A 16,974-nucleotide genomic window follows, 5' to 3' on the forward strand; every position below is an offset into this window, starting at 1 on the left:
TTACCGATCGCTCCTTGACGTTCCATCGACTGGAAACCCCACATAGGAAGCAATCGAGTTTCTGAAAGGAGCAGGCATCATGTCCGCGCTGCAGGAATTGCGCGACGCAACCGCAGCGAACGGAGCGTCGGCGCGGAAATTGACGATCCCCGTTGTCGGCATGACCTGTGCCTCCTGTGTGGGCCGCGTCGAAAAGGCGCTGACGCGGGTCGAAGGCGTGGCCGCTGCCCATGTGAACTTGGCGACCGAACGGGCCGATGTATCGCTCAAGGGCGTCGTGGATCACAAGGCGCTGATCGCAGCCATCGAGGATGCAGGCTACGAGGTGCCGGCCGCACGGCACGAACTCGCAGTCGACGGCATGACCTGCGCCTCCTGCGTGGGGCGGGTCGAACGGGCTCTTGCCGCCGTGCCCGGCGTACGAACTGCGTCCGTCAACCTCGCCAGCGAACGGGCGGCGGTGACGGCCGATCCGACCATAAGCACCGCGGATTTGATCGCCGCCATTAACGGCGCCGGTTACGAGGCGCACATGTTGCAGGGCGATCGGAACGCGGAAGACCACGCGGCACGGCGCGATGCCGAGCGGCTCCTTCTGAGGCGCGACTTGATGATCGCAGGAGGGCTGACACTTCCCGTCTTCGCTCTTGAGATGGGGTCCCACACGGTGCCTGCGATCCATGATTGGGTCATGGGGACGATCGGCATGCAGACCAGCTGGCTGATCCAGCTTGTTCTGACCGCCATCGTGCTCTTCTGGCCCGGCCTGCGCTTCTATCGCATCGGCCTGCCTGCGCTTCTTAAGGGAGCGCCGGACATGAACTCGCTGGTCGCCGTCGGCACGCTTGCCGCCTTCTCCTATTCACTGGTGGCGACGCTCGCGCCGCAGCTCTTACCGGCCGGCACCGTCAACGTTTATTTCGAGGCTGCTGCCGTCATCGTCTCGCTGGTCCTTGCAGGCCGCTATCTGGAAGCGCGGGCAAAGGGCCGGACGTCGGATGCCATCAAGCGGCTCGTCGGCCTCCAGCCAAAGACAGCGCGGATCCATCGCGACGGCAAGACGCTCGAATTGGATGCCTCCGAAATTCGCCTGGGTGACCTCGTGGATGTGCGGCCCGGCGAAAGGCTCGCAGCCGATGGCGAGGTGGTCGAAGGCAGCTCCTTCGTCGACGAAGCGATGCTGACCGGCGAGCCCGTGCCGGTCGAGAAGCGACCGGGAAGCGCCGTGGTTGGCGGGACCATCAACCAGACAGGCGCTCTCACGGTGCGCGCCACGGCGATCGGTCGCGACACGATGCTGGCGCAGATCATCCGCATGGTGGAGGAGGCGCAAGGCTCCAAGCTGCCGATCCAGGCTCTCGTCGATCGCGTCACGCTCTGGTTCGTGCCGGCGGTGATGCTGGCTGCCGCGCTGACCTTCCTCATTTGGCTGATCTTCGGGCCGCAGCCGGCCATGAGCTTCGCGCTGGTCAATGCGGTCGCGGTGCTCATCATCGCGTGTCCCTGTGCCATGGGCCTGGCGACGCCGACATCGATCATGGTCGGCACGGGCAGGGGAGCGGAACTCGGTGTGCTGTTCAAGCAGGGCGAGGCACTGCAGAGCCTGAAGGATGCCCGAGTGGTCGCGCTCGACAAGACCGGCACGCTGACCGAGGGCAAGCCTGCACTCACCGATCTTCACGCTGCCGATGGCTTCGCGCGCAGCGAAATCCTGTCCCTCATCGCCGCCGTCGAGGAGCGGTCGGAGCACCCGATCGGGCGTGCCATCGTCGAGGCCGCCGAAGAAGACGGGCTCCAGCTGCCGGCGGTCACGTCATTCGAAAGCGTTACCGGTTTCGGCATTCGCGGCGTAGCAGAAGGGCGCCGAGTCGAGATCGGCGCCGATCGGTTCATGGCGAGCCTTGGGCTCGAAACGGGCCGGTTTGCCGAGATCGCAACGCGGCTTGCCGGCGAAGGAAAGAGCCCTCTTTATGCCGCGGTTGATGGGCGGCTTGCGGCCATCGTGGCGGTGGCCGATCCGATCAAGCCGTCCACGTCCGGTGCGATCCACGCCATGCACGCTCTGGGGCTCAAGGTCGTCATGATCACCGGCGACAACCGCCAAACCGCCGAGGCGATCGCGCGTCAGCTTGGCATCGACGAGGTGGTTGCCGAAGTCCTGCCGGATGGCAAGGTGGAAACGATCCGCAGGCTAAAAGCCGATGGCTCAGGGGTCGCCTATGTCGGCGACGGCATCAACGACGCGCCGGCGCTTGCCGAGGCGGATGTGGGCATCGCGATCGGCACGGGCACGGACATCGCGATCGAGGCAGCTGATGTCGTTCTGGTCTCGGGGAAGCTGACCGGTGTTCCGACCGCGATCGCCCTGTCGCGGGCGACGATGCACAACATCCGCGAGAACCTGTTCTGGGCGTTTGCCTACAATGCAGCGCTGATCCCCGTTGCCGCGGGCGTGCTCTACCCGGCCTTCGGGATATTGCTTTCGCCGATCCTGGCAGCCGGCGCCATGGCGCTTTCGAGCGTCTTCGTGCTTGCCAACGCGCTTCGGCTTCGTCGCTTCAGCATCAGCGCCTGACCGGCAACGAAAAAAAGGGCGCAGCCGCAAGGCCGCGCCCTTTCTGTTCAATGATCGCGTATCCGTTTAGCGGCCGAAATTTTCGGCCGGGTTGGCTTCCGGCGAATCGGCTGCAGGTGCCGCTTCGCGCTCTTCCTTGCGGGTCACCCAGAGCGAGGCGAAGATACCCGTCAGCAGAATGCCAAGCGTGATCGAGAGCGATACGGCCGGCGGGATCTTTGCGAGACCCAGCATGTCGGCCAGGAAGACCTTCGAGCCGATGAAGATCAGCACGATCGACAGAGCGTATTTCAGGTACACGAAGCGGTGGATCATCGCCGAGAGTGCGAAGTAGAGCGCACGCAGGCCGAGGATCGCGAAGATGTTCGACGTGTAGACGATGTACGGATCGGTCGTGATCGCGAAGATCGCGGGGATCGAGTCGACGGCGAAGATGACGTCGGCGATTTCGACCAGAACCAGCGCCAGAAGCAGTGGCGTGGCAAAGGTCTTCAGCTTGCCGGTCTTCGGGTCTTCCTGCTTCACGACGAAGTTGTGGCCGTGCAGCTGATCCGTGACGCGGAACCGCTTGCGCATGAACTTGAGCACGGGATTATTCGCGACGTCATAGCCGTGATCGGACGCAAAGAGCATCTTCACGCCCGTGAAGACCAGGAACGCGGCGAAGAGGTAAAGCACCCACTCGAAGTTTTCGACGATAGCGGCACCCGCAGCAATCATGATGCCGCGCAGGATGATGACGCCGAGAATACCGTAGAGCAGGACGCGGTGCTGATATTCACGCGGGATCGCGAAGTAGGAGAAGATCATCGCGATGACGAAGATGTTGTCCATCGCAAGGCTCTTCTCGACCACGAAGCCCGTGAGGTACTCCATGCCCGACTGTGGCCCAAGCTGGTACCAGACGAAACCGCCGAAAAGCAGGCCGAGGGTGATGTAAAAGCCCGAAAGAAGCAGGCTTTCCTTCATTTCGATCTCACGCGTGTCCTTGTGAAGAACGCCGAGGTCGAAAACGAGAAGGACGATAACGAGCGAGATGAAGCCAAGCCACATCCAGAGTGGCTGGCCGAGAAAGCCGTAAAAGAGAAAGTCCATGAATATAACGCCGCCGACCCAAAGGTTGGTGTTTGCAGCCCGACATCACGAAGTGGGTCGGAAGCTTTCGCCAGAGGGGCCCGGAGCTGCGTTACGGGGCGGCAGATAAAGGCAGGCCCTTTAACGATCAAGAGGCCGGGGTCAAATTTTTCGTGAATGGTTGCGCAAGCATCGCGCGACAAGTGGTGGTGACGACAGGGAGCGATTTCACCATCGCCTTGACGCCTTCGATCCGATAGAAGAGCGCCGCTGCGATCGGAGAGGCCAGGTGCCGGAATTGGATGTCGACAAAGGGCTGGATGCCCCTTCAAAGCAGGATATCCTGGAGATCGGCGAGACCGGCCTTTTTCATTGGGCCATGCCGGAAAGGACGGAGGCGCTTTACGCGAGCTACCGCGCCGATCTGCGCCAGGGTCGCCCTTATCTCGGCCTGCGCGATTTTCTGGCGATCCGCCGGGCGATGCGGAGCGGCCGGTATCGTCTAGTGGTCGTCCATCCGCCCTTTTATGCCGGCTGGCAGCCGCGATCGTATTTAGCGGCGCTGAAATTCTCGCTATTTCGGGGCGATATCCGCGAGACTTGGGGGGCGCTCACCAGCCCGCTCTTCTTCGAACTCCTGCGCTTCGTTGCGCTAAAACCGCTGATTGCCATTGAGCGATCCGACAGTTTCGGCATTCCGAGCCACCACTTCGCCTGGATCGACAAGGCAGATGCCTATTGCAAGCGCGAACTGCCGGTGGATCATTGGCAGGTGTTCTACGGCTCCGGCCATCGGCGACTTCCCGGCGCGAGCTTCCGCCGAAAGCCGCGCTGGCTGAAGCGCCTTGCAAAGCTGAAACCGATCGGCCTCGGCCTCAACAGGCAGCAGACCGAAGCGGCGGATAAGGCATTCGGCGCTGACAAGACGGCGGATGTGTTCTTCGCCGGCGGGATCGACGGCAACAGCCATGTCCGGTCGCGCATGCCTGCCTTGATCGCGGCGCTGCGCGCCGCCGGTGTGACGGTCGATGTTCCTGAAGGTCGCTTGCCGCTCGATGCTTTCATGGCGCGTTGCGCCAAGGCCTGGATCACGCTGTCGCCGGAAGGGCTCGGCTGGGATTGCTACCGCCACATGGAGGCGGCGATCGCGGGCTCCGTTCCGCTCGTCAATGCGCCGACCATTGATCGATACCGCCCACTCAAGGTCGATCGCCACTGCCTCGTGTATTACCCGGACGAGGAAGCGCGCGCGGTCGAGAGCGTCGTGGCTGCGCTTGCGGACAAACCGCGGCTGCGGGACATGGCGCATGCCGCCCGCGCGCATGCCTTGTCGAACCTGACGGAACGAGCGATCACCGAAGCATTGCTTGCCGAATGGGCGGGCGGGCCACCGGATGAATTGAAGAAGAAAGATCAATGACATGCCGAGACTGATGGACAGCCGCAAGCGTATCCTCATCACCGGTGGCGCCGGCTTCCTCGGCTCGCACCTGACGGACCGGCTGCTTGCCGAGGGTCATGAAGTCCTGTGCCTAGACAATCTCTTCACCGGCTCGAAGCGCAACATCGACCATCTGCACGCCAATCCGCGGTTTGAATTCCTGCGCCACGACGTGACGTTCCCGCTCTATGTCGAGGTCGACGAGATTTACAATCTCGCCTGTCCCGCGTCGCCGATCCACTACCAGTACGATCCCGTCCAGACGACGAAGACCTCGGTGCACGGCGCGATCAACATGCTCGGGCTTGCCAAGCGGCTGAAGTGCAAGATCCTCCAGGCATCGACCAGCGAGGTCTATGGCGATCCGAGCGTTCATCCGCAGACGGAGGATTACTGGGGCAACGTGAACCCGATCGGCCCGCGCTCCTGCTATGACGAGGGCAAGCGCTGCGCCGAAACGCTGTTCTTCGACTATCACCGCCAGATGGGCCTCGCCATCAAGGTCGCGCGCATCTTCAACACCTATGGTCCGCGCATGCATCCCGCCGACGGCCGCGTCGTGTCCAATTTCATCATCCAGGCGCTGCGGGGCGAGCCGATCACGCTCTATGGCGATGGCTCGCAGACCCGCTCGTTCTGTTATGTCGACGACCTCATCGACGGTCTCGTCCGCCTGATGAACACCGACGAGACCGTGACGGGCCCCATCAATATCGGCAACCCGCGCGAAATGACGATCCGCGAACTTGCCGAGCGGGCGGTCGCCATGTCGGGCTCGACCTCCAGCATCGTTTACAAGCCGCTTCCGACCGACGATCCGAAGCAGCGCCAGCCGGACATCACCCGCGCGCGCACGACGCTCGGCTGGGAACCGAAGGTGACGCTGGAGGAGGGCATGCAGCGCACGATCGATTATTTCCGGCAGTTGGAAACGGCATAGACGGGCACCGCGATGACAAGCGCCACCGCAAAGCCACTCTGGACGGTTGCGCTTGCCGGCATGGTGACGATGGCCGTCGGCATGGGGATCGGCCGCTTTGCCTTCACGCCGATCCTGCCGCAAATGATGGCCGAACGGGGCATCGATGCAGCCCAGGCCGGTCTCATCGCATCCGCCAATTACGCCGGCTATCTGGTCGGCGCGGTCCTCGCCGCCTTTGGCTGGGCCGCGGGGCACGAACGCCGCATCGCGCTCGGTGCGATTGCCGCAAACACGGTGCTGCTCGCTGCGATGGCTGTCGCAGAAGATGTTGCGGCCTTTGCGCTGTTGCGTTTTTCAGCCGGCGTGGCCAGCGCGTTTCTGATGATCTTTTCCGCCGGCATCGTGCTCGGCCATGGCGCACGCGCCGGGAAACCCATCGTGCAATCGGTGCATTTCGGCGGAGTCGGCATCGGCATGGCGCTGTCGGCGGTGCTTGTTGGCGCTCTTGGTTTTGCGGGGCAGGGCTCCGTGCAGTCATGGCTCGCGATGGCAGCGTTATCAGCCGGCGGCCTGCTGTTCGCCGTCGCCTTCCTGCCTGCGCCTGTTGCGCCCGCAAGCGGCGCGACCGGGCGGGAACAGCCCCTGACGTGGTCGCCGCGTCTTGTCGCGCTGACAGCAGGCTACGGCATCTTCGGCTTCGGCTATATCGTCACTGCGACGTTCCTGATCGCGATCATCCGTTCGGATGGCGGCAGCGTCGGCTTTGAAGCGCTGGTGTGGCTTTTAACAGGGCTTGCGGCGGCCGTGTCGGTGGCGGCCGCTCAGCCCCTGGTCAAAAGGTTCGGCGTAGCGAAGGTGATGGCGGCGGGTTGCCTTGTCGAGGCACTCGGCGTGGCAGCGAGCGTCCTCTTGCCATCCCCCTTTGGACCCCTCGTTGGCGGCGTTCTTCTGGGCGCGACATTCGTGGTCATCACCGCCTACGGGCTGCAGTTTGCGCGATCGCTTGCGCCCGACAGTCAGCGGCGTAGCCTCTCCTTCATGACCGCGGCCTTCGGCATCGGTCAGATCGTCGGGCCGGTGGTCGCAGGCTATCTCGCGGAACGGTCGGGCAGTTATCTCATTGCCAGCCTGCTCGCCGCCTTCGCTCTCATCCTGTCGGCTGCCCTGGTCGTTCGCTCCGCTCGCGCGTAACGGACGTCTCCCGTTTTCCCGCCATTTGCGCAGGGGAAGACAAGATTAAACCTTTGTCATGGTTGGGGTTGTCCGTTGCGGTGCGCAGGCAAGTGTCCTAGCGTCGCGACCGGCCACTGAAGCCCCCGTACAATTTGAGACAGTTTGAGGTCACGTGTTCGAATCCTTCTTTCCGAAGCCGAAACCCTTCTTTCTGTCAGCGCTTCTCTGGACCGCCTGCGTCGTCGCTTTCTGGTACACGATCGGCGATAGCGTCGCTGAGGCAATTGGCTTCCAGTTCGCTGCACCGGACAGCGCTCCGATCATCGGGCTCGGATATTTCGTCACGCCCCAGTTCATGTGGTTCTATCTGGTCTTTGCGGTGGCGACCGCCATGTTCGCCGGCTTCTGGGCCTGGTACGCGCCGCATCCGTGGCAGACATGGTCGGTGCTGGGTTCTGCCCTCATCATATTCACCACGTATTTCTCGGTGCAGATCAGCGTGGCGCTCAACAATTGGCGCCGGCCATTCTTCGATCTGTTTCAGGCGGCGCTGAGTGGTGAAGGCGAGGTTCAGGAAGCGGATTTCTATATCCTGATCATCCAGTTCGCGGAGATCGCCTTCGTCTCCATGGCCATCTTCGTAGGCGTGCGCTTCTTCGTCAGCCATTACATCTTCCGCTGGCGCCAGGCGATGAACGATTTTTACATGTCGTTCTGGACTCGCGTGCGCCACATCGAAGGTGCCTCGCAGCGTGTTCAGGAAGACACGATGCGCTTCGCCGCGATCATGGAAGGCTTGGGCGTCGCCTTGATCGACGCCATCATGACCCTGTTTGCGTTTCTGCCGGTGCTTTGGGTGCTGTCCGACTATATCACCGAAGTGCCGCTGCTCGGGCAGATCCCGAAGCCGCTGTTCACCGCCCTTCTGTTCTGGTCGGTCTTCGGAACCGTGCTTCTTGCAGCCGTCGGGATCAAGCTTCCTGGTCTGGAGTTTCGGAACCAGCGCGTCGAAGCTGCCTACCGCAAGGAACTCGTCTACGGGGAAGACGATGGCGACCGCGCTCAGCCCCCGACCGTTCGCGAGCTTTTCGGCAATGTGCGCCGCAACTATTTTCGGCTCTATTTTCACTATATGTATTTCAACATCGCGCGTGGATTCTACATCCAGGCGGATGCGATCTACCTCAACATCATTCTTGTTCCGACGGTCGTCGCGGGCGCCATTACGCTAGGCATCTGGCAACAGATCCTGACGGCGTTCGGCCAGGTCTCGTCCTCGTTCCAGTTCCTCATCAATTCCTGGACCACGATCGTTGAACTGTTGTCGATCCACAAGCGTCTGGCTGCATTCGAAGCTGCGATCTTCGGTGGTAAACTGCCCTCGATCGACGAGAAATATCTCGCCGAGCATGGCCCGAACCCAGCAGCCGATGTTCCCGAACCTTTGACGCCGTCGGCTTGACCAAGAGGATAAGTGAACCGTGTTCCTGTTGATCGCCGGCATCGTCATCTTCCTCGGCATTCACTCTACGCGTATCGTCGCGCCGAATTTCCGGCGCGATTTCATTGCGCGGCGCGGCGAGCGTGCCTGGAAGGGCCTCTATACGATTGTAGCCCTCCTCGGTTTTGTGATCCTCGTCTGGGGTTATGGCCAGGCCCGGATGACCGCGCCAATCCTTTATGATCCGCCCGTCTGGACGCGGCATATCGCGCTGCTCTTGATGCTGCCGGCGATGATCCTGCTTGTCGCGTCACAGGGTCCGACAGGTCGCATCAAGGCGGCGGTGAAGCATCCCATGTTGCTTGCGGTGAAAATCTGGGCGCTCGCGCATCTGCTTGCCAATGGCGATCTCGCCTCTTTCATCCTGTTGGCGAGCTTCCTGGCATGGGCCGTGGCCGATCGCATCTCGGAGAAGCGACGGTTGCGTGCCGGTGAGACCCGGCTGCCGGTTGCCGTTTCCGCGCGTGGCGACATCATCGCGCTGGTCGCGGGGATCGTGCTTTATCTCCTGTTCGTGTGGCGCTTGCACCTCTGGCTGATCGGCGTCGCACCGATAGGCTGAGAAGCCAGTCGATCTCTTCCGGCGCTAAAACAGGCACCGCCCCCTTACACGGCGCGCAAAATCGTCTAGAAGGCCGGCTTGTGCGAATTTGAGTGCTTTCGAACGAAGCTTGCAGATCGGCAGGCGCGCGAAAGTGGATGCCAAGGGCAGTTGCCGGTTGAGCGCTGCGCGGCTGCATGACGGGATTTGGAATGACTGACGACAGTTTCTTCCGTGAAGTGAACGAGGATGTGCGCTCCGAGCGGCTGCGCTCCTTCTGGAGCCGTTTCGGCTGGATGATCATCACGGCCGTCATCGTCATCATCGCGGCGACCGCTGCCTGGGGTGGTTACACCTATTGGCGCACGCAGCAGGCCTCGCAGGCCGGCGATGCTTTTCTCGAAGCGCTGACGCATGCTCGCGAAGGCCGCACCGAGGAAGCACTGGCCGCGTTGGACGCGCTGGAAGCGGACGGGTTCGGCTCCTATCCCGTGCTGGCGCGGATGCGTGCCGCGACGCTGAAGGCCGAAGCCGGCGACGTCGACGCGGCCGTAGCCGATTTCCGGGCGATCGGTGATGACACCTCGGTTCCCATCGCCATCCGGGAAGCTGCTCGCATCAGGGCGGCCTATCTCCTCGTCGACCATGGCTCCTACGATGACGTCGTGGCTGTCGTGAATGATCTCGCCGAAAACGATGATCACGCCATGCGCCATTCGGCGCGCGAAGCGCTTGGTCTTGCGGCCTGGCGCGCCGAAGACATCGAAACTGCGCAAGGCTGGTTCGACCGGATCGCGTCCGATGGTCAGGCGACGCCGGCCTCGGCCGAGCGCGCGGAGATCATGCTCGAAGTGATCGCCGCCTATGATCCCGACGCTTCGACGGCGCCGCCGAGCCAGCCGCCTGCTGCACCTCCCGCTGCACCGCTGTCGCTCGAGGACCTGGCGCCCGGCCTCATGCCAGGCAACGCACCAGATGCCGCTTCCGATGAGCCTGCAAACGATGCTAATGCTCCGGCCGAAGGCAATGGCGAATTGAATACGGCACCGGAAACGGTTCCTCTGGAATCGTTGGAAGCCGAAGACCCGTCCTGACGCCCGCCAAGGGCGGCGATGACGGCAACACCTCTTTCTCGGGCCCGCTACGGGCCCGAAGCGCGTCTTGAACGGGTCATGGGCGCGCCCACGGCAGGATAACAATATGAGTTTCACCGTCGCCATCGTTGGACGGCCGAATGTCGGCAAATCGACGCTCTTCAATCGCCTTGTGGGCAAGAAGCTGGCGCTCGTCGACGATACGCCCGGCGTCACGCGCGACCGCCGGCCGGGCGATGCGCGGCTGATCGACCTCGAATTCACCATCATCGACACGGCTGGTCTGGAAGAAAGCGGCGCCGAAACGCTCGAAGGGCGCATGCGCGGCATGACCGAGGCCGCCATCGACGAGGCCGACCTGACGCTGTTCCTGATCGACGCCAAGGTCGGCGTCACCCCGGTCGATGCTGCCTTCGGCGAAATTCTGCGCCGCAAGGCCAAGCCTGTCGTTCTGGTCGCCAACAAGTCCGAAGCACGCGGTTCGGACGCCGGTTTCCTCGATGCCTACAATCTCGGCCTCGGCGATCCGTGCCCCATTTCGGCCGAGCACGGCGAGGGCATGCTCGATCTGCGCGACGCGATCGTCGAGAAGATCGGCGAAGACCGCGCTTTTCCGGAGGACGTCGAGGACGAGGACGACCAGGCGATCGCCAATGTCGACGTGCCGCTCGACACGGACGACGACGAGGACGCGCCTGAGCCCGCCTATGACGAGACGAAGTCGCTGCGCGTCGCCGTTGTCGGCCGTCCTAACGCCGGCAAGTCGACCATGATCAACCGCTTCGTGGGCTATGAGCGGCTGCTCACCGGCCCAGAGGCCGGCATCACGCGTGATTCGATTTCCGTCGAATGGGATTGGCGCGGTCGTCGCATCAAGATGTTCGATACGGCGGGCATGCGCCGAAAGGCCCGCGTTCAGGAAAAGCTGGAAAAGCTCTCCGTGGCCGATGCGCTGCGTGCCATTCGATTCGCCGAAGTCGTCATCGTCGTACTCGATGCGGCGATCCCCTTCGAAAAGCAGGATCTGCAGATCGCCGATCTCGTGCTTCGTGAAGGCCGGGCGCTGGTGCTTGCCTTCAACAAGTGGGATGCGATCGAAGATCGTCAGGAGACCTTGGCGAAGCTGCGCGAAATGACCGAGCGGCTCCTGCCGCAGGCACGTGGCATCCGTGCCGTGCCCGTTGCCGGCAAGACCGGCGAAGGCCTCGACAAGCTCATGCAGGCCGTAGTCGACACCCACAAGGTCTGGAACGTCCGCATCTCGACCGCCAGGCTGAACCGCTGGCTGGAACAGGTAACGGCGCAGCATCCGCCACCGGCAGTGGCCGGCCGGCGCCTCAAGCTCAAATACATGACGCAGATCAAGGCGCGTCCGCCGGGCTTCATCGTGTCCTGCACGCGGCCCGATGCGCTGCCGGCGTCCTACACGCGCTATCTGACGAACCAGTTGCGGGTCGACTTCAACCTGCCTGGCGTTCCGATTCGCTTGAGCTACCGGAAGTCCGACAACCCGTTCGCACCGAAGAAGACGCGCAAGATCTACTAGAGCGATTGATCGCCTCGGCGAATCGCCGCGTTGCGTGCGGCGATCTTTCTTGCCGCGTTCTGGACGACGGATCGTCCCAATCTGACCTCGAATCGCCCCTACGTGCCGCATCCGCACGCCTGTCCCGCCGCGGTTAACCTCCCATCAAGGTTAATCAATCATTCTCAGCGCATAGGGATCAGGACGAGTTCGGGTGTTGGAGTGTGCAAGTGGCGGGGCGTAATCGTGGATCGAAGCGACAGACACGCAAACTGAAGACCGGACGCGCTGCATGGGCAGCGCCGCTTCTGTTTGCCTGGGTAGGCCTCCTTGCGAGCCCATCCATGACGGCGTTTTCCGACATGGCGAGCATGGTCGGCCAGACGGACACATCGGCCCGGTGGCGGGCTCACATGATCGCCGCACCGGCGGGCTCGCTTCACACAGCCGAATTCCGGTTTGCCGACGCGATGACGACCGGCACGGTCGGTGCCGGCGTCGAGCTTCAGGACGGCGAGCGCATCGCCTTTCGCGGCGCCGACGACAAGAACAGCGTGACGGCGGACGAGGATCGCGTGAACCGCTCGTCCAAGCGCGGGCGCATCCTGTCCATTGCGCCGATCCAGCCGCCCAAGGCCTTTTCGGCGGGCTCCATTCTGGAGCGCACATCCAGTCTCTTTCGTCCCGAAGCGCTGGACGACAGCAGCCTGATGGCCTTCGTTGCCCCGGAATTCGACGGCAAGGAAATCCAGATCGCGCAAACCTTCTACCCGCATGAGCAGCCATCGGTGAATGGCGTATCCTCGATGCTTGCCGATCTGGTGACGAACGACCGGCCGGATGTGCTCGCCACGGCCTATGCGCCGACCGGTCCGAATTATGCGACAGAATCACCCTTTGCGTCCGTCCTTCGAGAGAAGGAAGAAACCGGCCGTTTCATTCCGCCGGTTCTCGACAACGACCATTACTGGGCATCCACGCCGCTGCCGCCGCGCGTTTTTACCGCAGTTGAGCAGAAGTGCCTCGCGGAAGGCATCTATTTCGAAGCGCGTGGCGAAAGCGTGAAGGGGCAGGCGGCAGTCGCCCAGGTGATTCTCAATCGGGTGCGCAATCCCGCCTATCCGAACACGATCTGCGGCGTCGTCTACCAGAACAAGAATTGGCGCAATCGCTGCCAGTTCTCGTTCGCCTGCGACCGTATACCCGATGTCGTGCGCTCGCCGCGTCACTGGGACATTGCGGAAGAGATCGCCATGGCGACGACGGCCGGCAAGATCTGGCTGTCGGAAGTCGGTTCTTCGACGCATTACCACGCGACCTACGTCAATCCGCGCTGGGCCCGTTCCATGTCCAGGATGGGTAAGATCGGCCTTCATATCTTCTACCGCACCCACGGCGGCGGCTGGAGCTGACCGCCCAGGCCTGTCGGGCATGAAGGCGCCTATGATCAGCTGATGCCAGTCTTGCGCCGACCCGGACATATTGGCGCATGCCGGGATGTGGCGCCGGAATCAAGCTAAGTCATTGATTCGGAAGGGCAAACGGCGGAGCCGAATAGGCTTGTCGTCACCTTGACTATAAAACACCCTAAAACTATGGTGCGCCCGACTTCAGGGCAGCTTTTCGGCCGCTCGGCAAGGCCTTATGGGTCGAACATTCTCGAAAGAGTTCGGTATGCGCGAGACATTGCCAGAAAACGGCAAGGACGACGCGAACAACCGGTCGCAGCCGTTCGACGATGCCGAGTTGGCCAGACGCCGCGATGCCTTGGCCGCATCGATCGGCAAGCAGCGCGAGAAGTCCGCGCTCCAGGCGGAGAAGGACCGGGATGGTTCGGATACGGGCTGGGGTGTCGCCGTCAAGGTGTCGAGCGAGTTCATCGCCGGCATCGCGGTCGGCGCCATCCTTGGGTACGGTTTCGACAGTTATTTCGAAACGTCGCCTTGGGGATTGATCGTTTTATTGATGCTTGGCTTCGCCGCCGGCGTTTTGAATGTGCTTAGGTCCGTCGGTAAGGTTGCCGACCGGCCAAAACTATGACAATCGGTCGTCGCGTCGACGGCAAGTAGAAATTCCGCTCACACTCGAGCGATGGACGGGGCAGGAAATTGGCAGACGATCCAATCTCACAGTTTCAGATTTCACGACTGGTCCCAATCGAGATCGGGAATCTGGACTTCTCCTTCACCAACTCCTCGCTGTTCATGGTTGCGACGGTTGCCGCTGCCGGCGGGTTCCTGTTCCTGACGACGGCCAATCGCGGTCTGGTCCCGGGCCGGATGCAGTCGATCTCCGAAATGTCCTACGAGTTCATCGCGAATATGTTGCGCGAAGGGGCGGGGACGCAAGGGATGCGGTTCTTCCCGCTCGTCTTCTCGCTCTTTATGTTCGTTCTCGTGGCGAACCTGATGGGCATGGTGCCGTATTTCTTCACGGTGACCAGCCACATCATCGTGACATTCGCGCTTGCCATGCTCGTGATCGGAACCGTCATCGTTTACGGTTTCATGAAGCACGGTATCGGCTTCCTCAAATTGTTCGTGCCCCATGGGGTGCCGCCTTTGATCGTGCCGCTCGTTTCGGCCATCGAAGTCATTTCGTTCCTGTCGCGTCCGATCAGCCTTTCCGTTCGTCTTTTCGCGAACATGCTGGCCGGTCACATCACGCTCAAGGTCTTCGCCGGCTTCGTCACCTCCATGAGCGCGCTCGGTGCGCTCGGTGTCGTCGGCTCGATCCTGCCGCTCCTGATGACGATCGCGCTGACGGGTCTCGAATTTCTTGTGTCCTTCCTGCAGGCCTACGTCTTTGCCGTTCTGACCTGCATGTACCTCAACGACGCCCTGCATCCTGGACACTAGACGCAGGGCTCGCACGACATCGCCGGCATCCGTCCGCCGGTATCCTTAAACCGCACCAATCTTGATGAAGGAGTTCACTATGGAAGCGGAAGCAGCACGTTACATCGGCGCCGGTCTGGCTTGTCTCGGCATGGCGGGCACCGCCCTCGGCCTCGGCAACATCTTCGGCAGCTACCTCTCGGGCGCTCTGCGCAACCCGTCGGCTGCAGACGGCCAGTTCGGCCGCCTCGTATTCGGCTTCGCCGTTACGGAAGCTCTCGGCATCTTCTCGCTGCTCGTCGCTCTGCTGCTCCTCTTCGCAGTCTGATACGAACGCAGTGCATGCCTTTCGGCCACGCCCTTCCGCCTGAAGCGGCAGGCGTGGCCGATCCCCATATGCGGAGAGGATAATGCTCGTTACCCCGTCATTCGCCCAGGATGCGGAACCGGTCCCAACCGAGAACCTCAACACCGAGACCGGTGTGGAAGATCATGGTGCCGAAGGGTCTGGCCTGTTCCCGCCTTTCGACTCCTCGACCTTTGCGTCGCAGCTTCTTTGGCTCGCGATCACTTTCGGGCTGTTCTATCTCTTCATGCAGCGGGTCATCGTCCCGCGCATCGGCGGCATTCTCGAAAACCGCCGCGACCGCATTGCGTCGGACTTCGATGAGGCCGAGCGGCTGAAAAGCGAAGCCGACGAGGCCATCGCTGCCTATGAGCAGGAATTGGCCGAAGCGAAGTCCAAGGCCAGCTTGATTGGTCAGCGGGCACGCGACGATGCTAAGGCTGAGGCCGACATCGAGCGCACGCAGATCGAATCGGATCTCGCCGCCAAGATGGCCGAAGCCGAAAAGCGCATCACCGAAATCAAGGCGCGCGCACTCGGCGAAGTCGATGTCATCGCAGAAGATACGACCGTCGCCATCGTCGAACAATTGACCGGCTCAACGGTCACTCCGGCAACTGCAAGCGCAGCCGTCAAGGCTGTTGCCAACGACGAGTAGGGAGAGCCAGATGGACGCTACATTTTGGGCCTTTGCCTCCCTTCTCATTTTCCTCGCCCTCATCGCCTATCTGAAGGTTCCGGGCATGATGGCAAAGGCGCTCGACAAGCGCGCCGATGCCATCCGCAACGAGCTCGATGAAGCGCGGCGCATGCGTGAAGAGGCCCAGCAGCTGCTGGCCGAGTATCAGCGCCGCCGTAAGGACGCTGAGCAGGAAGCCTCCGAGATCGTCCAGTCTGCAGAGCGCGAGGCTCAGGCCATCGTGCGTGAAGCCAAGGCGAAGACCGAGGAATATGTGACGCGTCGCACGGCCATGGCCGAAGAGAAGATTGCCCAGGCAGAAGCCGATGCAGTGAGCGAAGTGAAGGCTTCGGCCGTCAACCTCGCGATCGCGGCAGCAGAGCGCATCATCGTCGAGCGCAGCGATGCCAGCGTGCAGAAGGCGCTGTTCGACAAGTCGATCGGCGAAGTGAAGCAGCGTCTGAACTGAGCTTCGATTGATATCGGGCTGAATTTGAGGCCGGGCGGAAACGTCCGGCCTTTTTCCGTTTCAGATCAACCGATCTGCCCGTCAACCTTGATCGGCCGGAAGCTCAGGCGGTGCAGCGGGCAGGGTCCGACGAGCGCCAAGGCCTTGCGGTGCATCTCTGTCGGATAGCCCGCATGGAGCTGGAAGCCGTAATCGGGATAGCTGTGATGGAGCCTGGCCATCATGCGATCGCGCACCACCTTGGCGACGATCGAGGCGGCTGCGATGGAGAGCGAGCGCGCGTCACCCTTGACGATGGCATCACCCCCGCAGGCAAGACCTGGCGGAACGTCGCGGCCGTCGATCAGCGCATGGCAGGGCATCTCCGGCAGGCCGGCAAGCGCGCGGCGCATGGCGTCGAGGCTCGCCTTGCGAATGTCGATCGCGTCGATGCGCCTTGGGCATGACGAGGCGATCGACACATCACCGCTGGCAAGGATCTGATCGAAGAGCTCTTCGCGGCGTTTCGCCGTCAGCTTCTTGGAATCATCGAGCCCGTCCGGCACGGCCCCTGCGCGGAACACCACCGCTGCTGCGACGACCGGCCCGGCCAACGGCCCGCGCCCGGCCTCGTCGAGCCCGGCGATCAGGCGGAGCCCCCGGCTGATGGCAGCCAGCTCCAGCGAAAAATCTGGACCTTGCGGAAACTCGAACAGAAGCTCGGGTTCGGGCTTTTTCTTGGTGCGACTCATGCCACCGCTTTTCGCACCGTGCCGCGGCACCGGCAAGACTGGCTCAAGGCCAAAGCTGTGACTTGA

The 16,974-nt window shown here is 62.3% G+C and carries 15 protein-coding genes and 1 pseudogene; 14 read left to right on the top strand and 2 right to left on the bottom strand.

Annotated features, from left to right (window positions below; translation table 11 throughout):
- Positions 1 to 79 precede the first annotated feature (79 nt).
- Complete coding sequence (locus QQL76_RS10875; protein WP_499207653.1) at positions 80 to 2,575, top strand: heavy metal translocating P-type ATPase; 2,496 nt, start codon at positions 80 to 82, stop codon at positions 2,573 to 2,575.
- 66 nt (positions 2,576 to 2,641) lie between these two features.
- On the opposite strand, the gene QQL76_RS10880 is transcribed toward QQL76_RS10875, so the two are convergent.
- Complete coding sequence (locus QQL76_RS10880) at positions 2,642 to 3,670, bottom strand: TerC family protein (protein ID WP_499207654.1); 1,029 nt, start codon at positions 3,668 to 3,670, stop codon at positions 2,642 to 2,644.
- Between the two features lie 268 nt (positions 3,671 to 3,938).
- On the opposite strand from QQL76_RS10880, the gene QQL76_RS10885 reads away from it, so the two are divergent.
- The 13 genes and pseudogenes from QQL76_RS10885 to QQL76_RS10945 all read left to right on the top strand — a co-directional run bounded on the left by QQL76_RS10885 (position 3,939) and on the right by QQL76_RS10945 (position 16,177).
- Positions 3,939 to 5,069 carry a glycosyltransferase gene (locus tag QQL76_RS10885; protein WP_499207655.1) on the top strand — a complete coding sequence of 377 codons (1,131 nt, stop codon included), beginning with the start codon at positions 3,939 to 3,941 and terminating at the stop codon, positions 5,067 to 5,069.
- A 1-nt stretch (position 5,070) separates the two neighbouring features.
- Positions 5,071 to 6,030, top strand: a complete 960-nt coding sequence (locus tag QQL76_RS10890) for a UDP-glucuronic acid decarboxylase family protein (protein ID WP_499207656.1) — start codon at positions 5,071 to 5,073, stop codon at positions 6,028 to 6,030.
- Between the two features lie 12 nt (positions 6,031 to 6,042).
- On the top strand, positions 6,043 to 7,203 hold the full coding sequence (locus QQL76_RS10895; protein ID WP_499207657.1) for an MFS transporter: 1,161 nt from the start codon (positions 6,043 to 6,045) through the stop codon (positions 7,201 to 7,203).
- A gap of 154 nt (positions 7,204 to 7,357) precedes the next feature.
- The gene (gene sbmA / locus QQL76_RS10900) at positions 7,358 to 8,647 is read left to right on the top strand and encodes a peptide transporter (protein ID WP_499207658.1); all 1,290 of its coding nucleotides are present in this window, start codon (positions 7,358 to 7,360) and stop codon (positions 8,645 to 8,647) included.
- 19 nt (positions 8,648 to 8,666) lie between these two features.
- Positions 8,667 to 9,248 carry an NnrU family protein gene (locus tag QQL76_RS10905; protein ID WP_499207659.1) on the top strand — a complete coding sequence of 194 codons (582 nt, stop codon included), beginning with the start codon at positions 8,667 to 8,669 and terminating at the stop codon, positions 9,246 to 9,248.
- A 191-nt stretch (positions 9,249 to 9,439) separates the two neighbouring features.
- Positions 9,440 to 10,090, top strand: a pseudogene (locus QQL76_RS10910) (tetratricopeptide repeat protein); the annotation flags it as partial.
- Between the two features lie 337 nt (positions 10,091 to 10,427).
- A complete protein-coding gene (der, locus tag QQL76_RS10915) occupies positions 10,428 to 11,867 on the top strand; it encodes a ribosome biogenesis GTPase Der (RefSeq protein WP_499207660.1) in 1,440 nt (479 codons plus the stop codon).
- A gap of 323 nt (positions 11,868 to 12,190) precedes the next feature.
- Positions 12,191 to 13,258 carry a cell wall hydrolase gene (locus QQL76_RS10920; protein ID WP_499207661.1) on the top strand — a complete coding sequence of 356 codons (1,068 nt, stop codon included), beginning with the start codon at positions 12,191 to 12,193 and terminating at the stop codon, positions 13,256 to 13,258.
- Between the two features lie 262 nt (positions 13,259 to 13,520).
- Positions 13,521 to 13,886 carry an AtpZ/AtpI family protein gene (locus QQL76_RS10925; protein WP_126011176.1) on the top strand — a complete coding sequence of 122 codons (366 nt, stop codon included), beginning with the start codon at positions 13,521 to 13,523 and terminating at the stop codon, positions 13,884 to 13,886.
- Between the two features lie 68 nt (positions 13,887 to 13,954).
- Positions 13,955 to 14,704 (top strand): F0F1 ATP synthase subunit A, encoded by a 750-nt coding sequence (locus QQL76_RS10930; protein WP_126011175.1) that lies wholly within the window; start codon positions 13,955 to 13,957, stop codon positions 14,702 to 14,704.
- Positions 14,705 to 14,783: 79 nt separating this feature from the next.
- On the top strand, positions 14,784 to 15,011 hold the full coding sequence (locus tag QQL76_RS10935) for a F0F1 ATP synthase subunit C (RefSeq protein WP_126013498.1): 228 nt from the start codon (positions 14,784 to 14,786) through the stop codon (positions 15,009 to 15,011).
- Positions 15,012 to 15,093: 82 nt separating this feature from the next.
- Positions 15,094 to 15,687, top strand: a complete 594-nt coding sequence (locus QQL76_RS10940) for an ATP synthase subunit B family protein (RefSeq protein ID WP_499207662.1) — start codon at positions 15,094 to 15,096, stop codon at positions 15,685 to 15,687.
- Between the two features lie 10 nt (positions 15,688 to 15,697).
- Positions 15,698 to 16,177 (top strand): F0F1 ATP synthase subunit B, encoded by a 480-nt coding sequence (locus QQL76_RS10945; protein ID WP_499207663.1) that lies wholly within the window; start codon positions 15,698 to 15,700, stop codon positions 16,175 to 16,177.
- Between the two features lie 65 nt (positions 16,178 to 16,242).
- On the opposite strand, the gene rnhB is transcribed toward QQL76_RS10945, so the two are convergent.
- The gene (rnhB, locus tag QQL76_RS10950; RefSeq protein ID WP_499207664.1) at positions 16,243 to 16,908 is read right to left on the bottom strand and encodes a ribonuclease HII; all 666 of its coding nucleotides are present in this window, start codon (positions 16,906 to 16,908) and stop codon (positions 16,243 to 16,245) included.
- Positions 16,909 to 16,974 lie beyond the last annotated feature (66 nt).

Source organism: Rhizobium albus, from assembly GCA_030160035.1.
Lineage (GTDB): Bacteria > Pseudomonadota > Alphaproteobacteria > Rhizobiales > Rhizobiaceae > Georhizobium > Georhizobium albus.